Here is a 17,635-nt window from a genome sequence, read left to right on the forward strand (position 1 = left end):
TAAAAATTCCATGACATCTTGAAGATAAAATTTTTCCCCAATGATTTTCATCTGTCAAGGAAAAGATTTGCACTTATGAAGGTTTCTGCTTGCAGGATGATTTGTCCAGAACTTCTGTGTAGACAGTGTAATGAGTGCAGGGATAAGTTTAAAATAGAAAATCACACTTATCAAAAAATTTAGTTTAACAGTACGTGTAGGGTAGCCATTAACTAGTGTTTGCGTTAGTAACATGCTACCTGAGCCTGTGTTGGCAAAGATGAAACATACCCTTTCTGTTTTGGTAGAAGACGAAGCGGGTGTTCTTTCCCGCATTTCTAGTTTATTTGCCCGCCGCGGCTATAACATAGAAAGCCTTGCTGTTGGCCAAGCTGAGCAGGGAGGAATTTCCCGTATTACGATGGTTGTCGCAGGTGACGATCGCATAATCGAGCAAATCACCAAACAACTATACAAGCTGGTCAACGTTATCAAAGTTCAGGATATTACGGAAACTCCCTGTGTAGAGCGAGAATTAATGCTTTTGAAGGTGAGTGCTACTAGCAGCAACCGCTCAGAAGTCATTGAACTGGCTCAGATTTTCCGGGCGAGAGTCGTAGATGTAGCAGAAGATTCCCTCACTCTCGAAGTGGTGGGAGACCCTGGAAAGATGGTAGCAATTGTACAGGTGCTACAAAAATTTGGTCTGAGAGAAATAGCCCGCACTGGCAAAATAGCTCTGACTCGTGAATCTGGGGTGAATACTGAGTTGCTCAAGTCTTTGGAAGCAAAGGTCTAGTAAAAGCGATCGCACTGTTTTTTTCCTTATGTCTTGTAAAGTGAAATTAATACAAAATTGACGCAGCTATTACCCCGACGAGTTTGCGGGGTTTTTTTTCATATTTATCCGATAGCTGCGTACTGAATTTTATCTCTAATGAGTCAGTGCTTATTTTAACAAGTTGATAATTTTTCCGGACAAATAAGTATATTTTACGAAGATAAATTAAGTGTTAACACTTAATTTCATCCTGATTTAAATACATTAACTTCACACAATCAATATAAATGTACGGTAGTCATAGATGAAGATTTCACTCAGCTAATTCTGTGAAGACTATGATGACGAATGAATTTAAAGCAGTTAAACTGTTTTTCTAGAGATTAGAGATTAGGTAAAGAGCTGAAGTTGCAAGATATCAGCTTTTCACATAAGGTTAGAGTTCAGTAATCTACATAGAAAACCGTAGCAGTTCCCCTACGGTTTTTTTATTATGGGAAATCTTACGTAAAATAACTTAATTTTGCTCAGTTTTAGATGTAACAAAAAAAGCTATTTAGTTGCTACAAACAGTGAATTTTTTTTAAAACATCGATTTGAATTTTCACATTTTCCAGTGATTTTACCGCACCAAAAATCAAGTAATTATGAATACAAAAGAATATATAGTTCGGTAAATTTAAAGCGTATGTTTTTAAAGAGCTTTGGTAGCGTTGTAGTAGCAATGACACTTTTAGCAGGTAGTACAGCTATTGCTCAGACTACTAATAACCGTTTAGCATTTCATGTGCAGGTAGGAGCGGATAATGATGGTAATCCTATTATTTTAGATGCAGGATCTGTACAAGGAAGTGATTATACTATCTTGCAAAAACAGGGTAATGGCATAACAAAAACTAATTTTCATGCTGTTTGTGCTGAAGGACGGTTATTTTCTGAAAAATCTTCTATCTATAATGCAGATGGAAAGTTAATTAGTGAACAACAAATCAAGCAAGAAATTACCCCTAAACCTGGAACACCTGAAGCTAATTCGATGGAGATTGTTTGTCAGTCAGCAAGTAATAATGGTAATCAGTAAGCATTAGTCAAGTACGCTATTACGCCTTAAAATCACACAATTATCAATGCGGTTTGTTGATTACTGACTGTTAACAATCCACAGTCAGCAATCAACACAAAAACTGATTACTTGAGGAAAAATTCAGTTGTCAGCCTAGTCTGTATAGTGGTGAGATTATTCAGTACATAAGTACACTGTGTGAACATTTTGGCGAAACTTTTGCGAGATTTCATCAGTCTGAATTTCCAAATTATGTAAAAAAACTATCAATGTCTTCTTCTAATCAGGGTATTCCTGGATTGCCTGATCTGACACATCCAACAGAACTGATTCAGTTTGGTAGCCAAATACTCAAAGCCTCAATTGTATTAGTATTTTTGGTTCTAGCTTTGGGTATAGCGATCGCACTTATGAGTTTTGCTTTGCGTCGCTATCAACAAGAAAACGTGATTTTTCTTGGGGAATGGGTTTGGCGTTACTCCCAAATTCTACGGGGATTACAGCATTTGACCTTGGTATTAGTTCTGTTGGTAGTCGGATTTTTCCTCTGTTCCACGTTAGGTAATCGCTATCATCACTGGGAACAAACAAAAGTTGTGCAAGTTGCGCAAACTGTGGCTGGCGATAAATTAGAACAAATAGCACCCCAAGTCCGCTATGTTACTCAAGAGCCATTCACCTATAGCACCCAAGTAAACGGCAAAATAGTTAAAGTAAATGATACACGTGAAGTAAACCGTTTCCTCTCCTTAGCAGGATCGCAGATTCAGGTCAAACTTGAGCAAAACACCGATGTTCAAGGTCGTAGTGCCGTTTATCGCATAGATTACAGTGCAGATTACAAAGTCATCAATCGACTCAAGGATATTCAAAGTTTTTTCCTTGAAGCGCCACCACCTGATGGCTACTCACTTTTGGCTAACTATAAAGTAGAACGTTCGGGAACTCGACTAGAACCTTTAAATCCCGGAAACTATAGCTTTCCCTTCAATTTGCAACCAGGACAAGAAGCCAACTTTCGCGTTACCTACCAAGCTCAAGGAGGGCCGCGCTGGGTTTATAATGCTGCGGGACAGATGCTTAGCAATTTCCGCCTGACAGCAACAGCTAACTTTGCTTTTGTTGATTTTGCTAGTGGGATTGTCCCTAACGACATTAAAGTTGACCGCCGTAGCACTCAGTATACTTGGGTATTTAATGATAACGTTTCTGTAAAAAATCCCTTTGGAGTTTTTACCAACACCGCACCTATCCGTAACACAGGAATTTTACCTCGGTTGTTATTGTTAGCCCCGGCAATATTTCTCTGGTGGATACTGCTACTGTATTTGTCAGTGCCAATGAGTTTGCAAAATGTGGCGATCGCATCTGGTATTTTCTTCGCTTGCATTTTAACCTTGACCTATTTGGCTCGCTTCATGAATGCAGAGTTAGCCTGGACAATGATTTCCCTCGTCTTTCTCACCTTAAGTTGGGGATTAGGATCAAACCGCAGTGCTTCTTTAGCTGTGATTATTTGCTCTATTGCTGGAGCAGTGCTACCTGTGTTTGGATTATTAGTCCCGTTTAGTGGTCTGACTTTAAGCGGAGCCAGTCTACTTTCAGCTGTTTGGTTAGCAGTGCGTCACTGGTATAGCTGGTACAGTTTTCCGCCAGAAGACCGTGTTAAGTAACTGCCAACAATTGTCTTTCCGAAATTTAATATCAAAGTACTTGCCAACAATTGCCTTTCCGAAATTTACTATCAAAGTACTTGACATTACCCCACCAAAAGCTGCTATATTAACAGAGGTGAAGCGATGGGGCGTCGCCAAGCGGTAAGGCAGCGGGTTTTGGTCCCGCCATCCCTAGGTTCGAATCCTAGCGCCCCAGTACAAAAAAGGCAGGAAAACCTGCCTTTTTTTATTGTAAATTCATAACGTACAGCAGAGTTAAAGTTACTGAAGTACCGCATCGAAATCTTCAAGCTAGGTATAGAAGTTTTTATTGTTCTGAATTCTGCTTTAACTTCTTTGAGCATATACATTTCATTACGCAAATCTAGTGAGAGAAACATATACTTACTAGGCTAGGCTTTGATACGTTTAATATCAGGTTGGAATGAAATTGATTTGTGCTAACCCAAAAACCTAACTTCTACAGAGTCAGAAGTTAAAAATTTTGTGCTGTTTAAGTAAAAATTTCGTGTAGCTGAACAGGAATATTCAGCCTAACTAACAAAATTCTCCTACGCAATGTTACTGTATTTGTATTGCGTTACCCTTTATTAAGCTGTATTTGTAAAACTGTAACCAAAATGGTAAGTGTATGAACTAAGGTCACAACAATACCTGCGTACTTAAAATTGTCTAACGTATTGGTTAGTTAGTCAATTCAAGAATTTGCCAACGCATAGCAACAGACAAGGTAACTTACAAGCATTCTCAACATCTACACCAAAATTCAGAGAGCAGCTTTTCTGCATCAAACCCCAGTCGTTTAATTTACAAACACTATGCTGAAGTCAGACAAACACCCTTACCTGTCACAAGCTAAATCTGCTCAGTTCTACAATAATGATGACGATGAATTACATATTGGTCAGATTTTTGCGACTCTGCGTCGTCGATTATTGTTAATTTCTGGGATCACTGCTTTAGTAGCTACAGTAGCGGTGTTAAAGGCAGAAACAGATCCTCCAGTATATCTTGGTTCGTTTGATATTTTAACCAAGCAGGTAACTGGTGAGACAAAGGTTATAGCTAGTGTGCCTCAAACAATTTCTGATCAAGAAGCGACTGGAGGTTCAGCTGGTTCAAGTACCACAACAATTCAAGTATTACGTAGTCCGCGAATTCTTGATCCGATTGTTGCCAAGCTGAAAACAAAATATCCATACATTACTTATGATTCTCTAGCAGCTGGCTTAAATATTGCAACAACATCTCCAGATATTTTAACTGTCCAATATACTCATCCAGATCCAAAAGTAGTTAGTGATGTTTCTAAGCTACTATCTGAAGCTTATTTAGCGTATAGTTTACAAGAACGTCAGTTAGATGTTGATCAAGCAATTGAATTCGTTAATAAACAAAGAAAGCCAATAGAAACACGGGTAAAATATTGGCAAAATCAACTCCGCAATTTACAAGTAGAAAATAACTTATTTGATCCAGGGCAGAGATCTGGTGAATTAGCTACTCAACTGGCTGGATTACGACAACAAAGGATAGAAAATCGGTTACAACTAGAACAATTATTAGCAAGATATCAGGATTTGCAGAGAGAATTAGCCCAAAATCCTGGTGAACGAGCTGGTAATTCTTTACTCAGTGAAAATGCCCGTTATCAAAAGATACTCGATCAAGTCCAAGCAGTAGACATTGAAATTGCCCAAAGATCAGCAGTCTATAGTGAAGAAAACCCAGCAATGGTGACGCTGAGAGAAAGGAAAGCTTATTTACTTCCTTTGCTGGCTGGAGAGGAAATGCGTTTGCAGAAAGAATTGCAAAGCCAGATTCGGTATGTTTCAGGGCGCGATCAGCTACTATATGACAAAATCAAAACTCTCAATAACGAGGTAAGATATTTAGCTACTCTGAATCGGGATTACAGCAACATTCAACAACAATTACAAATTGCCAATAGTAGTCTGACTCAATTTACTGCTAAACAACAAGCATTAGAAATTGAAAAAGCTCAAAAACAACAACCTTGGCGCTTACTGGATCCAAAATTAGCTCAAGTCAATAAACCCGCTGCTATTTCTAACAATGCCAAGCTAAACTTAGCAATTGGTGGTGTTTTAGGATTAATATTGGGTATAGGAGCAGCTTTAATTGTAGATAAATTGAGCAACATCTTCTACACTGTGCAAGAATTGAAGAACAATACAAAACTGCCATTACTAGGCATTGTTCCTCTTAGAAAAGAATTAGAAGCCGCACCTCAATCTACTTTATCCAGAGGGTTACAACAAACCCATCGTGCTTCTTTCTTTGAAATTTTCCGCTCTCTTTATACCAATATTATGTTGTTGGGTTCAGACGACCCCATCCGTTCTTTGGTAATCAGTTCTGCTGGTCAGGGAGATGGTAAATCTACTGTGGCTGTACAGTTAGCACAAGCAGCAGCAGCAATGGGGCAAAGAGTATTGCTAGTTGATTCTAATCTACGTTGTCCTAGTTTACACCAGCGTCTTGGGATATTGAATGTTCAAGGTTTGACGGATGTAATTGCTCAAGATTTAGAATGGGAAAATGTCATTGAGCGATCGCCCATTGAAGAAAACCTGTTTATCATGACTGCGGGGCCAACACCTCCAGACTCCATAAGGTTACTGGCTTCTAAGAAAATGCAGGATTTAATGACTGAACTGCAAAGCAGCTTTGATTTAGTCATTTATGACACACCACCACTGCTAGGATTTGCGGATGCTTACCTGTTAGCATCTAATACCAATGGTATTGTGTTGGTAGCTGGCTTAGGTCATTTAAAACGTACTGCCCTACAGCAAGTATTGGAAGAAATTCAAATATCTGGTACACCCCTGTTGGGTATGATCGCCAACAAGTCCAAAGATGCGACACCTGTTTCTCATAATTACTATCAGCAATACTACAAAAAGAGCATCAGTGCTGAAATAGTTGAGGTAGAAACACAAAATAACGAAGAGCAAGTTAACTCTGTATTGAGAGGAATCAAAAGACGCTAGATAATGTTTCAGAAGTCAGATTTTAATGTCTGACTTCTGAATTTTTACTTTTCAGGCGATTTTAAAGCTTCATCTAAAACTTGCCGAGCTTGTTCTGCTTTAACTCGCGCTTCTTGGTAACGCAGATTTACTTGGGCAAAATTTTTGAGAACCTTAAAGCCTTCTTTGAGACGAGTAATTTCCTCTTCTGTAACTGAGTTATCGGAAAACAGAACGTCAACAGCTTTGCGAATTTCTAATGCTTCAGTGCGTGATTCTTGCACTTTCAACTTGAGAGTGGCCAAGTTACTTAATACTTGGACTGCTTGAGTAATGGAATCCTCACCGTTAGCAGTATCAATAGTTGATTCCTTTACTTCAATTAATTGTTGAGGGCCAAATCCTTCTTCTAATTCCGTGGGGAGTTTACCCGCATCCATCAGTTCCATCAACTGATCCATTGCTTTATCACGGGCTTTAGCTGAATCTTTGCCAGGAACAGTGAGGATAATTTCTGGGCTTTGGGCGAGAGTATACTGAACCATATTTAAGGACAGAAAATTTGCTGGTTAACCAAGCCAAGGCAAATAATTCTAACATGGAGAAAGTAGTGATTAATATCTTACCGTATGAAAAATTAATCATTCTTTTTGCTGATTTTGTGCTGCATTTTGGCATTAATTAGCGCCTTCTTAAGCCACCGAAAAGAAAACTTTATACTAGTAAAGATAGAGTGAATTTAAACAGGAGGGGAGAGCAATGGCTCCCAATCCCACTATCATGCACGCTGTGGAACAACTGGGTTATCGAGTTACCATTGGTGATGTAGCAACCCAGGCAGGATTGAAAGTTGCAGAGGCTCAGCAAGGGTTACTTGCTTTAGCGGCTGATGCTGGTGGACATTTACAAGTAGCAGAATCAGGTGACATTGTTTACCTATTTCCGCCAAACTTTAGAGCAATTTTACGTAATAAATACTTGCAGTTACGTTTGCAAGAATGGTGGCAAAAGATTTGGGGAGTTCTTTTCTACCTCATTCGCATTTCTTTTGGGATATTTTTAATTGTTTCCATCGCCTTAATTACTATTAGCATCATCATTATTGTGACTGCTGCTAATTCTGATCGCGATAACGACAATAGAGGTGGTAATTATAGTGGTGGTGGCTTCTTTTATTTCCCGGATTTATTTTGGTATCTTAGTCCGAACTACTACGATACTCGTTACGAACAAAGGCGACAAGACAACCGTCAAGGCAGCGAGATGAATTTCTTCGAGGCTGTCTTTTCATTTTTGTTTGGTGATGGTAATCCTAATGCCAAGCTAGAAGAACGCCGTTGGCAAGAAATTGCGAGTGTAATTCGCAATCAGCGTGGTGCAGTGGTAGCAGAACAAATTGCTCCTTATTTAGATGACCTTGGGCCAAGTTATACACAAGAGTACGAAGATTATATGTTGCCTGTACTGCTGCGATTCAACGGGCAACCAAAAGTTAGTTCTGAGGGACAAATTGTTTATTATTTCCCAGAATTACAGGTGAGAGCGAGCAACAAAGGTCGTCAGTCAGTGCCAGTTTACTTAGAGGAATTGCCTTGGCGTTTCAGTAGGGCGGGTTCTGGACAAATTATGTTGAGTGCTGGCTTAGGAGTTCTGAATTTTGTTGGGGCGTTAATACTGGGAAATTTGTTAAGAGATGGTAGTGTTGCGGCACAACTGGGCGGACTAGTTGCTTTTGTCCAAGGAATTTATTGGCTGCTGTTGGCTTACGGTATTGGGTTCTTGGGTGTACCACTAGTACGTTATTTCTGGATTCAGTGGCGCAATAAAAAAATTGTGGTACGTAACCGCGATCGCTCATCTCGCGCCAGACTATTAACTAATCCAAATGTAAATTTACAGAAAAAAATTGACTATGCCCGACAGTTTGCTGCCGAAAATATTATTGAAAACAAAGATTTAGTCTATTCCACCGAAACTGACTTATTAGAACAAGAAATCGAGAATTCTGCCCAAATTGATGCAGAATGGCAAAAGCGGCTGCAAAGTGGAGAATAATTGATGAAGTGTGAAGGATAAATTTCATACTTCACACTTCATACTTTCTCTTACTTCGCTTTAATCGGTGTGAGGGCTACACCTTGATAATAATGTCCTAAAATTTGTAGGTGGTTAATGCCGCGTCGAGCTAGGTTGTACGCGCCCCATTGGCTCATACCTAAAGCATGACCATAACCTAAGCCTTGTAGGATAAAACTACCATCCTGGCCTTTGCTCACATTAAAGCGGGTACTCTTAAGTTTGAGTGCAGTACGTACTTCTTCGCCTTGTAAGACTTTTGTACCTTTGTCCCCGACAATTTTTAAGGCTTTGACACTGCGAAAAGGCGAGTACTGTTCTGGAATTATGTCCTTGACATTGCCTACACCAGAAATTCTGGCGCTAATTTCTGTAGGTGAGAAGGTTTTTACCCAATTGCATTCCTTGATATCTTGATCGTAATCTTGAACAGCCCGCAGGTAAGGCAAGCTATTTCCCCAGACATCTTCCACATTTTCAGTATGTCCGCCAGAACAAGCATGGAAAACAGAGAGAATAATTTTGTTGTTATAAGTAAGTACTTGCCCAGCAGTGCCATCAACCGCTGCGTAAGTAGTAGGAGATTCACTTATGACTCCTTTATAAATTTGCCAGCGATCAGGACTATCACCTAAATCGTAAATGGGATTATTGCGTTGTTTTTCCCGTTCGTAGAGGGCGTAGGTACGAGCTGCGATCGCTTGGGCTTTCAGCGCTTCTTGCGGCCAACTAGTATCCATTTCGCCACCAATAACGCTGTAGAGGTATTCTTCCGCATCTACCCAGTTAACCGCAGTTAAGCCTTTTTCTGTGGGGACAACTAAGGTTCTTCCGCGATACCAGCGATCGCCAATATAAACAAATCCTTTACCTGTTGGCTCAATCCAAAATAGCCCAGACTGCCACTTATCTAAAGCTACTCCTCCAGGAATTGCTTGGGCATAGTATGCACTCATTGCTGGTAATTGTCCCAGAGTGCGTCCAGTGCTATCCTTGACCAGAGCAGACGTAGAACTACCGACTTTAACTTGATTAACTCCCCTCTCAATTGCCACGCGTAAAATCACCGATGCTTGAGCTGGTGCAACCAAAGCAATCCACAAGAGGATACCCATCCACCAATGCCGGAATTTAAACTGAGAAAATAAAGAGCCTAAAAACAGTTGGAATTTCATGCTGATCATCTAATCACAACTAGTATCTGCTTGACGCTTTGGAATATGGCATCTACCACTCAAGATGAGACAGTTGTCCAACATAGGAGGTTGCCGCCTCCTATCAATTATGCATTGAATTTTTAGTAGAGATTAGAAAAAAGGACAGAAGGCAGGAGGACAAGTGAAAGGGAAGCAGAAGAAGTATGAGGGAGTAATCAAGGGTAAAGGACGAATGAAAAATGACTATTGACCAAATTAAACCTGTTGGTAATTTCTCACCTCATTAGCGATAATGCCAATTAAATTCAAATGGCTCAAAATTTCCTGAGCTTGCATTAAATCGCTTTGGGTTAATTGACCCATACGCCCTACCATGACAATTTCATGACAATATCCCGCTAAAATTCTCGCATCGGCTGTACCTAAAATCGGAGGAGCATCAACTAACACTAAATCGTAAGTTTGTTCAAACCGCTTGAGCAGTTCTTTCATTCGTTGAGAACTGAGGAGCTTGATTGTATCTTCTGGTTTAGGCCCAGCCGTCAAAACATCAATTAAGGGGTGAACAGGCTGGATGTAATTATGAACGTGGTGATTTGTTTCATCCAGCAATAATAAAGATAAACCCCAATCATTGGATAATTGCAGGATTTTATGTAGATTAGGATATCGCAGGTTGGCATCAATTAATAAGATACGACGATGCATTCGAGCCGCACTTGCCGCCAGCCCTAATAACAAAGTAGTTTTACCTTCCCCTGATAAAGCTGAAGTAAACATCAAAGATTTGAAAGGTAAAGGATACTTGGATATCTGAAGGTTTTGGTAAAGTATGTCCAAGGTTTCATGACAAGGTAACCAACTGTCAGTTTCCTCAAAAGAAGGTATATTGCGTTTTCCATTCCCAGAAATATTTGGCAGCCATTTCTTCAGTCCCCTTGGCGCTAGTTTTGGCACAGACCCCAGTAAGCGCAAATTTGTGGACTGCTGTAATTCTTTTGTTGAATAAATAGTGCGGGTAAACATTCCCCAACTCAAAGCCACAGCAATACCTAAAATGGGACTAATTACTATTCCGCCTAACAACAGCGATAATCTGTTAATTCCTGTGAGCTTTCCTAAACTTGGTTCTTCTAATACCTGCCATTCCAACCCACCTTGAGCGATTTTTAATCCTAAAGACTGTTGCGCCTGAAGCAGTTGTTCAAGTTGTTGGCGTTTCGCTTTTACTTCTGGAAGTAAGCGGTTATATTGCGCTATTAAACTTGGATATCTATTGAATTCAAACCGAAGTCGTTGTTCTGTTTCAGCCAAACTTTTTTCGTTGGCAACTAGTCCTAAAGTTATTGTTTGTACTTGAATTAACTCTTGTAATAGACCTGGGTCAACTCCCTCTGTTTGTTCTGTAATCAAAGCAGGTTGTTTAACATCTGCTAATAATTGGTTTACTTCTCTTTTGAGGAGAAATAACTGGTTCTGGCGTTGCTCTTTGAGTTGTTCTATGATGGGAGATGCATCCGTATAGCGCTTTTGTTCTTTAGCTAAAGTTAGTTCAGTATTTTTAAAGTCAGTTAATAGTGTTTGGTAGCGACTTGATTGATTTAAACGAGCAGCAATTCTAGCTTTATGAGATGAAGTTGTTATTTCTTGCTGTAAGTTATTGTAACGAGCTTGTACATCTTGTAGCTGAGCGCGAGTAAGTTGTAGTTGCTGTTGTACCTCAGCCAAAGATTCAATTAAAATTTTACTTTGTACTTCTGGGTCAAGCAAATTATGTTTACGGCGAAAATGCTCTAAGTTTTTTTCTGCTTGATTCACCTCTTTTTTCAACTGAGGTATGCGAACATTAATAAAAGCTAGACCTTTACTTAACCGTTCTTTTTGTTGTTGAATAATGTAGTTTTGATAAACTTGTTGTAGTGCTTGTAGCACTCTCTTTGTTTTAACTGGATCTTCATCGTTAAAAGAAATTTCTAATATTGGTGCAGTCAGTTGATTCGCTATAATTTTATCATCTAACTTTGCTACTGAAAGTTTAGGTCTTTGGCTATTAGATTTTTTACTGATAATATCTTCGACTGTAATATTTGGATAATGCGATCGCAGCATAGTTACAGCTTGTTCAATAAGTTTGGGACTCAAAAGAATTTTCATCTGCGCTGTGTAATCTACAACTGGTAGATTAAAGTCTACAATTTCGCTATTAGCCCCATTCATAATATTATTTGTTGTGACTCCTGTATTTAAATAAGGACTCACCAGCAATTGCATAGAGCTTTGGTAATTAGATTTTGTATTAACAGCAATTAAGCTCACAACAGACATCGCTGCACAAGAAACGCCTAATACTAAAAAGCGTCGGCGACGTAAAATTGCAGATACTTGTTTAATACTAACTTTAGGAATTGAAAAGTTTAGCATTATTTGCCGTTGATTAAAAATCATCTTTGCCTCTATAATTTTTTTAATTATTTAAACAATTGGCTGTAATTTACATCAGGAATATTTTGGTTAATCACAAAATTTATTTTTGTGGTCTCAGAAATCAACCAAATATATTTATACAATTGAATCTGGTAGATTTTTCTAGTCTATTGAACGCATAGATACAAAATTAACTTTGCACTTATGAATCTATGGGATTAATAGAAATATTTTCTGAGCGTAAATTAATTCAATATACAACGTCAACATTCTCTAAAAATCTTTATTGGATTCTAATGGCTGAAATTAGCAATATATTAGTAAATTTTTTTGACAAATTATTTAACTTAAATTGGAATATACTGAAAGTTATAAATAATGCTAGTATTTACCGAATAAAATATATTGCATTAAATTCTTAAAGCAAAAAGTAAATTAAAATACTTGAATATTTAATTGTAAAAACCCGTAAGTGATATGACATCTACTAACTTAAGCCTTAGCAGAATAAGATAAACATGGCAAATTTTGGCTGAGTATTAAGTTGTTATTACTCAGTAGATTAACTATTGAATGTTTCAAAATTCTAGGAAAATTAGTAGTCAGAAAAACAGATACATCTGTATATAAAAAATCTAATTAGTTTAAATAAAGTACATAACAAGTTAATAACCGCATATTTAATTTATTACTCGAAGTAAGTAACCAAGGCTAATTTCTAGGTATTTTGTTGCTAGAGTTAAGTGAAATATTTATAAACTTATGAGATTTTTCCTGTTAAACGCTTACGTAGCTTGTAAGTGGTCGCGCATTTAATTTATAAATTTTGTTGACTGTTGCGGGTTAACAGTCAACGAATCTCATTCCTTTATTGTGTAATTTAAAAATGTAATAGCTTATACATCAAATTTCGCTCAGGACTAATTTATTTCCTCAAATAGACGGAAAAGATTTAACCCAGCCGAATTTAATGGCGGTATCAAGAGCGATCGCAGCTAAAATAAACCACAGCACAGTTTCACCAGCCAGCACCACACTAGGTAAACTCCAACCAACATCTATTTGTGTTAACCCTCGCACTAAACCAAAAGCCATAACCCCGCCAGCTTTTAGTTGCGGATTTTGATCTTGGCGGATGATGTAGCGATAAGTAACCCCAAATAGTAAACCAGAAAAAGCTGCGATCGCCAAACTTACCAACCAGTGCCAATTTACTGTAACTTGTAAACTTGCAAGTACCTCAAAATACCTTGCCAATAGGAAAGTATTAATCAAATGAGTTATTAAGCAGGTAACACCCAGCGATAAACCCCCAATAATTCCTGCTTTGAGAGACTCTAGCCGTTCTGTCATAAATGGGATGTTTGAAAAACATAGTTGTAGCGTCACCGATAATTTACTGAGTTCGCTGTCGGCTAACTACTCTAAAAGATACATACAAATTGTGTAAAACTCTAATTTACCGTTCCTAAATTGCTGAAGATTTCAATTAAATTACCGTCAGGGTCACGAAAATGAGCCGTGCGCAGTCCCCACGTGGGACGGTCTAAAGGTTGCGTGACAACTGTAACATTGCGTTCTTTAAGTCGTTCATAAACTTCATCTACATTATCAACGGCAAAAATCAAAGCCATTTTATTGTGACAATCTGAAGCAGAAGGTAGATAAGCACTCGGAATTGCTTCAGCCATTAAATCTTTTCTAAATAATGCCAACTTGAGGTTATCTCCGGTGTGTAACTCGGCGTACCCGGTATTTTCATCACCCCAATCAATCCCAAAGCCCAGCACGTCGCGGTAGAACAGAAAACAATCTGTGTAGTTATTTACTAGCAGCCTGATATGTGTTAACTGAAGCATATAAATATTACGTCTATTAGTGAATATACAACCGTAGTCAGTCAGATTAGGATAGTGTTGATTGCTCAAAGCCTTTAATTTAGTGGGTTTACACTCAACACTCAGCACTCAGCACTCAGCACTTTGCTCTACTAACTATGAATTCTCGGCTCTGGATGCAAATTTACCAGCAGATCGCTTTCAACAATTGCTAATTCATCAAGCCGTTGCTGAACTATTTCGCGGTCAAAATAAGTATCTGCTAAAACCCAGTATGTACCAAAGTGTCGTGCTTCGGATGCCATTAAGCCTTTATAAAATTTAGCTAATTCCGGTTCCGGACAATGTGTAGCTAAAAGTCCCAGCCTTTCGTGACTGCGAGCTTCAATTAGGCCAGTGACGAGTAAGGAATCTAAAAAGCGGTCGGGTTCGTTAGGACGAACAGCAGCTTTCAAACCTGCACCATAGGGAGGCGGTGATAAAGGCGCAAGGGGAATATTGCGGCGTTCTAACCACTGGTTTACAAGTTCAAAGTGTTCTAATTCTTCACGCGCGATCGCAGTTAATTCCCTTACCATTTTGGTATTGGAAGGATAGCGAAACATAAAATTTAACGCCACACCCGCTGCTTTGCGTTCGCAGTGGGAATGGTCAAGCAAAATAATATCTAAATTGGCGATCGCTTGTTCTACCCAAGCATTGGATGTGGGTTGCTTTAGAGCGTTGATAGTTGGTAATACGGAAGTAAGCACAGGCTGACGAAACTTACGAAATTACAATTCTGCTGAGTATCCCAGCAAATCGATTGTAATGGCGAATGGCGTAATTTAGTGTGAGCGATCGCTGAAAAAACTGAATAGTATTAAAATGTGTAAGATTCTTTTTCCAAGATTTTAATTTCTTGCACTGTATATTTGTAAATATCTTTATCTCCCTGTGCTTGGAACAGTTTTGCCGCTTGCTTCAAATCTACAAGCGCCTGTTTTCTTCTCCCCATTTGAGAGTGTATTAAGCCACGATAATAATAGGCTAAACCATAGTTAGAATTAAGTGCGATCGCTTTGCTAAAATCTTTGATTGCAGCTTGATAATCTTTAACTTTAACTTGTGCTAAACCCCGTCCATAGTAAGCATCAGGGTTTTGAGAGTTAAGTTTAATCGCTTGTGTGTAGTCAGCGATCGCTTCTTTGTATTTACCCAATCCAAACCCAGCAAATCCTCGGTCATAATACGCATTAGCATCTTGAGGATTTAGTGCAATTGCTTTACTAGAGTCTGCTTGTGCTTTTTCGTAGTCTCCTAAGCGATAAAAAGCATCACCTCGATGATTATAAGCCAGAGAATTTTGTGGATTTATTTTAATAATTTGGGTCAAATTCTCTACGGATTCTTGATAGTTTTTCCGCTCATATTCACCAACTCCTTCTTGATAAAGAAATTGCTGATTATTTATAGTTTTTAACCAGTGCCAAAACCATCCAGTAACTATAACAGCTATTAAACTAGTAACTCCTGTCAATATCAACCTCACTCTTTGAGTCTGAAGTGTTTGTGGTTGGTACTGGTAATTTTTTAATTGTTGGAGGTCATTTAAAACTTCAGTTACAGACTGGTAACGTTTACGGTAATCAAACCGTACCATTTTATTGATAATTTGTGTTAATTCTCTGCTAACTTTTATCGTTTTGTTATGCCAGATAATTTCACCTGTAAGTAAGTTTTTGTGACTTTGCAATCTCGATATTTCGGCGTGAGATAAACCCATGATTGCAGCGATCGCAATTATTCCCAACGCATAAATATCACTATTATATTGAGGTTGACCTTGTAATTGTTCTATAGGTATATATTCTATATTGCCAACTGTAGTTGTCACAATTTCTTGCACAGAACCAAAGTCAACTAAAACTAGTTTATTATCTGAATGTCGCCGAATAATACTTGCTGGTTGAATATCTTGATGAATAACATTACGGTCATGTACAAATAATAAAATTTCTAATATTTCTAATAATAAGTTAATTACTTGGTCTTCTCTGAGAGGAAATCCTACCAAAATCTCTTCAGCTAATTGATGACCATCAATACACTCTTGAACTATATAAAACTCTTCACTTTCTTCAAAATAAGCCAATATTTTCTGAATTCTATCGTGTTCCTGTCCAAGTTGTTTCAAAATTTTTGCTTCTTTTAAAAATGACTGTCGTAGCCAAGTTAAATGTTGAGGATTGTTAGTTTCTGGATGTAGTTGCTTAACTATAAATTGCTGCTCAGGAATTGCAGTATCTTCTACTAGATAGGTTTTTACGGACTCTCCCATACATAGAAATTGCAGGATGTGGTAACGTGTATCCAGAATTTGCTCATCCATATATATAAGCTTTTATACGAAGTTGCTTGATTATATATTAGTGTTATTACTAGTATAATTTTTGTGGGGATCAATAGTTACAAAAAATATACAAAGACTAAGAAAATTGTCACTTACTGCAATTAATTTTCATAAATGCATAAAGCGGTATAGACAAAACAGCAAATAAGTCTCTGAAAAAAATGTAATTTTCACTAACTTACTCTGGCATAGTTTACTTCCAATACAACAATTCCTTAATTTCTACTCTTGATTTTTAGTAAAAATTTTACTGAGTAAATACTCAACAATCCACTAATGCAATTATTGCCGTGAGATCACTCATGACATGCTATTCCTCAGTACGGTAAAAGAGTTGTAATCGAATTGCTATAAACGCCAAATAGCTTGAAAATTAACTTATTTAAACGCAACAGAAACCAAGTAACTGCGGGGGCTAAGCGTCAATTAATCGAGGCGCTGCGTCGGCGTGATATTGCGTCCATCCAGCGCTTAACTATGCGATGGCAATATAATGTGGGCGAAGAAAAATTTACTGAAATGGTCAACGAAGTATTGCGTGAGTGCGATGCTGAAAGCCACAGTTGGTTTTTTACAACTTTTTTAGGGCAATTTAGATATCAACAGATGCAGCAAGCAGCCCAAAATAATGTCTTTCAGATATTAGTGAATGCAGGTTTAGAACCAGGAAAAGACTTTAGTCTTGGGCTAGATGGAGAGATGATTGTAAGCGATCGCGCCAAGCAAATCTTACTGCATCACCTCCCTCAGGAGCAACGGCAATTTTTTGAGGCTCAATTGCAAGTTTCCACAGTTGTAGATCCAATTGTGGCGATTGAACAACAGTTGGGTTGCCCGTTTTATACTAATTTGACCAAAATTGCGTCTCGTAAGGTAAAGGCACTTAGTAATACGCAAGCGGCTGCTTATTTAGGAGTATTACTGGCTGGTTTAGTCAAACGGCATCCAGCCCTTCAAGATGTGGACTTTCCCACAAAATTTATTTTTAATACTCTGCAAGAACTACCACAGCAGCGAGTCACAGCCATATTAAATGATCCAGAAACAAATCCGCAGTTTGATGAAGTAATTATCTTCCAAGATTTATTAGCAGCAATGGAAGAACCGGAAATGAGTAAAGTAGAAGGTTGTAACAGCCTAGAACAACTCAAAAAGCTGGATTTAGTTTGGTGTGGGGAATATCGGCTGGCAGAACTAGTCGCCAGCCTAGAAAAATTAACTAGAGAGTAAAATTGCTTCAGCCTTGATTATGT

13 protein-coding genes and 1 tRNA gene are annotated in these 17,635 nt (G+C 38.3%); 7 read left to right on the forward strand and 7 right to left on the reverse strand.

The window, feature by feature from the left end; translation table 11 throughout:
• The first annotated feature begins 259 nt into the window (after positions 1-259).
• The 5 genes from ilvN to ACMX3D_RS10780 all read left to right on the forward strand — a co-directional run bounded on the left by ilvN (position 260) and on the right by ACMX3D_RS10780 (position 6,516).
• On the forward strand, positions 260-778 hold the full coding sequence (gene ilvN / locus ACMX3D_RS10760) for an acetolactate synthase small subunit (RefSeq protein WP_482752316.1): 519 nt from the start codon (positions 260-262) through the stop codon (positions 776-778).
• A gap of 598 nt (positions 779-1,376) precedes the next feature.
• A complete protein-coding gene (locus ACMX3D_RS10765) occupies positions 1,377-1,841 on the forward strand; it encodes a hypothetical protein (protein WP_482751410.1) in 465 nt (154 codons plus the stop codon).
• Positions 1,842-2,092: 251 nt separating this feature from the next.
• Entirely contained in the window at positions 2,093-3,496 is a 1,404-nt protein-coding gene (locus ACMX3D_RS10770; RefSeq protein ID WP_482751411.1) for a hypothetical protein, read from the forward strand.
• Positions 3,497-3,623: 127 nt separating this feature from the next.
• Positions 3,624-3,695, forward strand: a tRNA-Gln gene (locus tag ACMX3D_RS10775).
• A gap of 622 nt (positions 3,696-4,317) precedes the next feature.
• Entirely contained in the window at positions 4,318-6,516 is a 2,199-nt protein-coding gene (locus ACMX3D_RS10780; protein ID WP_482751412.1) for a GumC family protein, read from the forward strand.
• A 44-nt stretch (positions 6,517-6,560) separates the two neighbouring features.
• Here ACMX3D_RS10780 and ACMX3D_RS10785 read toward each other — a convergent pair whose 3' ends face one another.
• Positions 6,561-7,040 (reverse strand): hypothetical protein, encoded by a 480-nt coding sequence (locus ACMX3D_RS10785; protein WP_482751413.1) that lies wholly within the window; start codon positions 7,038-7,040, stop codon positions 6,561-6,563.
• 214 nt (positions 7,041-7,254) lie between these two features.
• Here ACMX3D_RS10785 and ACMX3D_RS10790 point away from each other — a divergent pair, with 214 nt between their 5' ends.
• A complete protein-coding gene (locus ACMX3D_RS10790) occupies positions 7,255-8,550 on the forward strand; it encodes a hypothetical protein (protein ID WP_482751414.1) in 1,296 nt (431 codons plus the stop codon).
• 50 nt (positions 8,551-8,600) lie between these two features.
• On the opposite strand, the gene ACMX3D_RS10795 is transcribed toward ACMX3D_RS10790, so the two are convergent.
• From ACMX3D_RS10795 to ACMX3D_RS10820, 6 genes are all read right to left on the reverse strand, one after another.
• Positions 8,601-9,746 carry a SpoIID/LytB domain-containing protein gene (locus tag ACMX3D_RS10795; RefSeq protein WP_482751415.1) on the reverse strand — a complete coding sequence of 382 codons (1,146 nt, stop codon included), beginning with the start codon at positions 9,744-9,746 and terminating at the stop codon, positions 8,601-8,603.
• Between the two features lie 237 nt (positions 9,747-9,983).
• Positions 9,984-12,149 carry a GumC family protein gene (locus ACMX3D_RS10800; RefSeq protein WP_482751416.1) on the reverse strand — a complete coding sequence of 722 codons (2,166 nt, stop codon included), beginning with the start codon at positions 12,147-12,149 and terminating at the stop codon, positions 9,984-9,986.
• Positions 12,150-13,085: 936 nt separating this feature from the next.
• Positions 13,086-13,505, reverse strand: coding sequence for a hypothetical protein (locus ACMX3D_RS10805; protein ID WP_482751417.1), 420 nt, complete (start codon positions 13,503-13,505; stop codon positions 13,086-13,088).
• A gap of 101 nt (positions 13,506-13,606) precedes the next feature.
• Positions 13,607-14,011 (reverse strand): VOC family protein, encoded by a 405-nt coding sequence (locus ACMX3D_RS10810; protein ID WP_482751418.1) that lies wholly within the window; start codon positions 14,009-14,011, stop codon positions 13,607-13,609.
• Between the two features lie 131 nt (positions 14,012-14,142).
• The gene (locus tag ACMX3D_RS10815; protein ID WP_482751419.1) at positions 14,143-14,742 is read right to left on the reverse strand and encodes a MiaE family protein; all 600 of its coding nucleotides are present in this window, start codon (positions 14,740-14,742) and stop codon (positions 14,143-14,145) included.
• A 110-nt stretch (positions 14,743-14,852) separates the two neighbouring features.
• On the reverse strand, positions 14,853-16,361 hold the full coding sequence (locus tag ACMX3D_RS10820; RefSeq protein ID WP_482751420.1) for a tetratricopeptide repeat protein: 1,509 nt from the start codon (positions 16,359-16,361) through the stop codon (positions 14,853-14,855).
• A 387-nt stretch (positions 16,362-16,748) separates the two neighbouring features.
• Here ACMX3D_RS10820 and ACMX3D_RS10825 point away from each other — a divergent pair, with 387 nt between their 5' ends.
• Positions 16,749-17,612 carry a hypothetical protein gene (locus ACMX3D_RS10825; protein WP_482751421.1) on the forward strand — a complete coding sequence of 288 codons (864 nt, stop codon included), beginning with the start codon at positions 16,749-16,751 and terminating at the stop codon, positions 17,610-17,612.
• The last annotated feature ends 23 nt before the right edge of the window (positions 17,613-17,635 follow it).

The sequence above is a fragment of the Anabaena sp. TISTR 8404 genome (assembly GCF_056847745.1).

Excerpts from the sequence above, each read along its gene's own strand:
- ilvN (WP_482752316.1), top strand. The coding sequence starts at position 260 with ATGAAACATACCCTTTCTGTTTTGGTAGAAGACGAAGCGGGTGTTCTT.
- ACMX3D_RS10770 (WP_482751411.1), top strand. The coding sequence starts at position 2,093 with ATGTCTTCTTCTAATCAGGGTATTCCTGGATTGCCTGATCTGACACAT.
- ACMX3D_RS10780 (WP_482751412.1), top strand. The coding sequence starts at position 4,318 with ATGCTGAAGTCAGACAAACACCCTTACCTGTCACAAGCTAAATCTGCT.
- ACMX3D_RS10785 (WP_482751413.1), bottom strand. The coding sequence starts at position 7,040 with ATGGTTCAGTATACTCTCGCCCAAAGCCCAGAAATTATCCTCACTGTT.
- ACMX3D_RS10790 (WP_482751414.1), top strand. The coding sequence starts at position 7,255 with ATGGCTCCCAATCCCACTATCATGCACGCTGTGGAACAACTGGGTTAT.
- ACMX3D_RS10795 (WP_482751415.1), bottom strand. The coding sequence starts at position 9,746 with ATGAAATTCCAACTGTTTTTAGGCTCTTTATTTTCTCAGTTTAAATTC.
- ACMX3D_RS10800 (WP_482751416.1), bottom strand. The coding sequence starts at position 12,149 with ATGCTAAACTTTTCAATTCCTAAAGTTAGTATTAAACAAGTATCTGCA.
- ACMX3D_RS10805 (WP_482751417.1), bottom strand. The coding sequence starts at position 13,505 with ATGACAGAACGGCTAGAGTCTCTCAAAGCAGGAATTATTGGGGGTTTA.
- ACMX3D_RS10810 (WP_482751418.1), bottom strand. The coding sequence starts at position 14,011 with ATGCTTCAGTTAACACATATCAGGCTGCTAGTAAATAACTACACAGAT.
- ACMX3D_RS10820 (WP_482751420.1), bottom strand. The coding sequence starts at position 16,361 with ATGGATGAGCAAATTCTGGATACACGTTACCACATCCTGCAATTTCTA.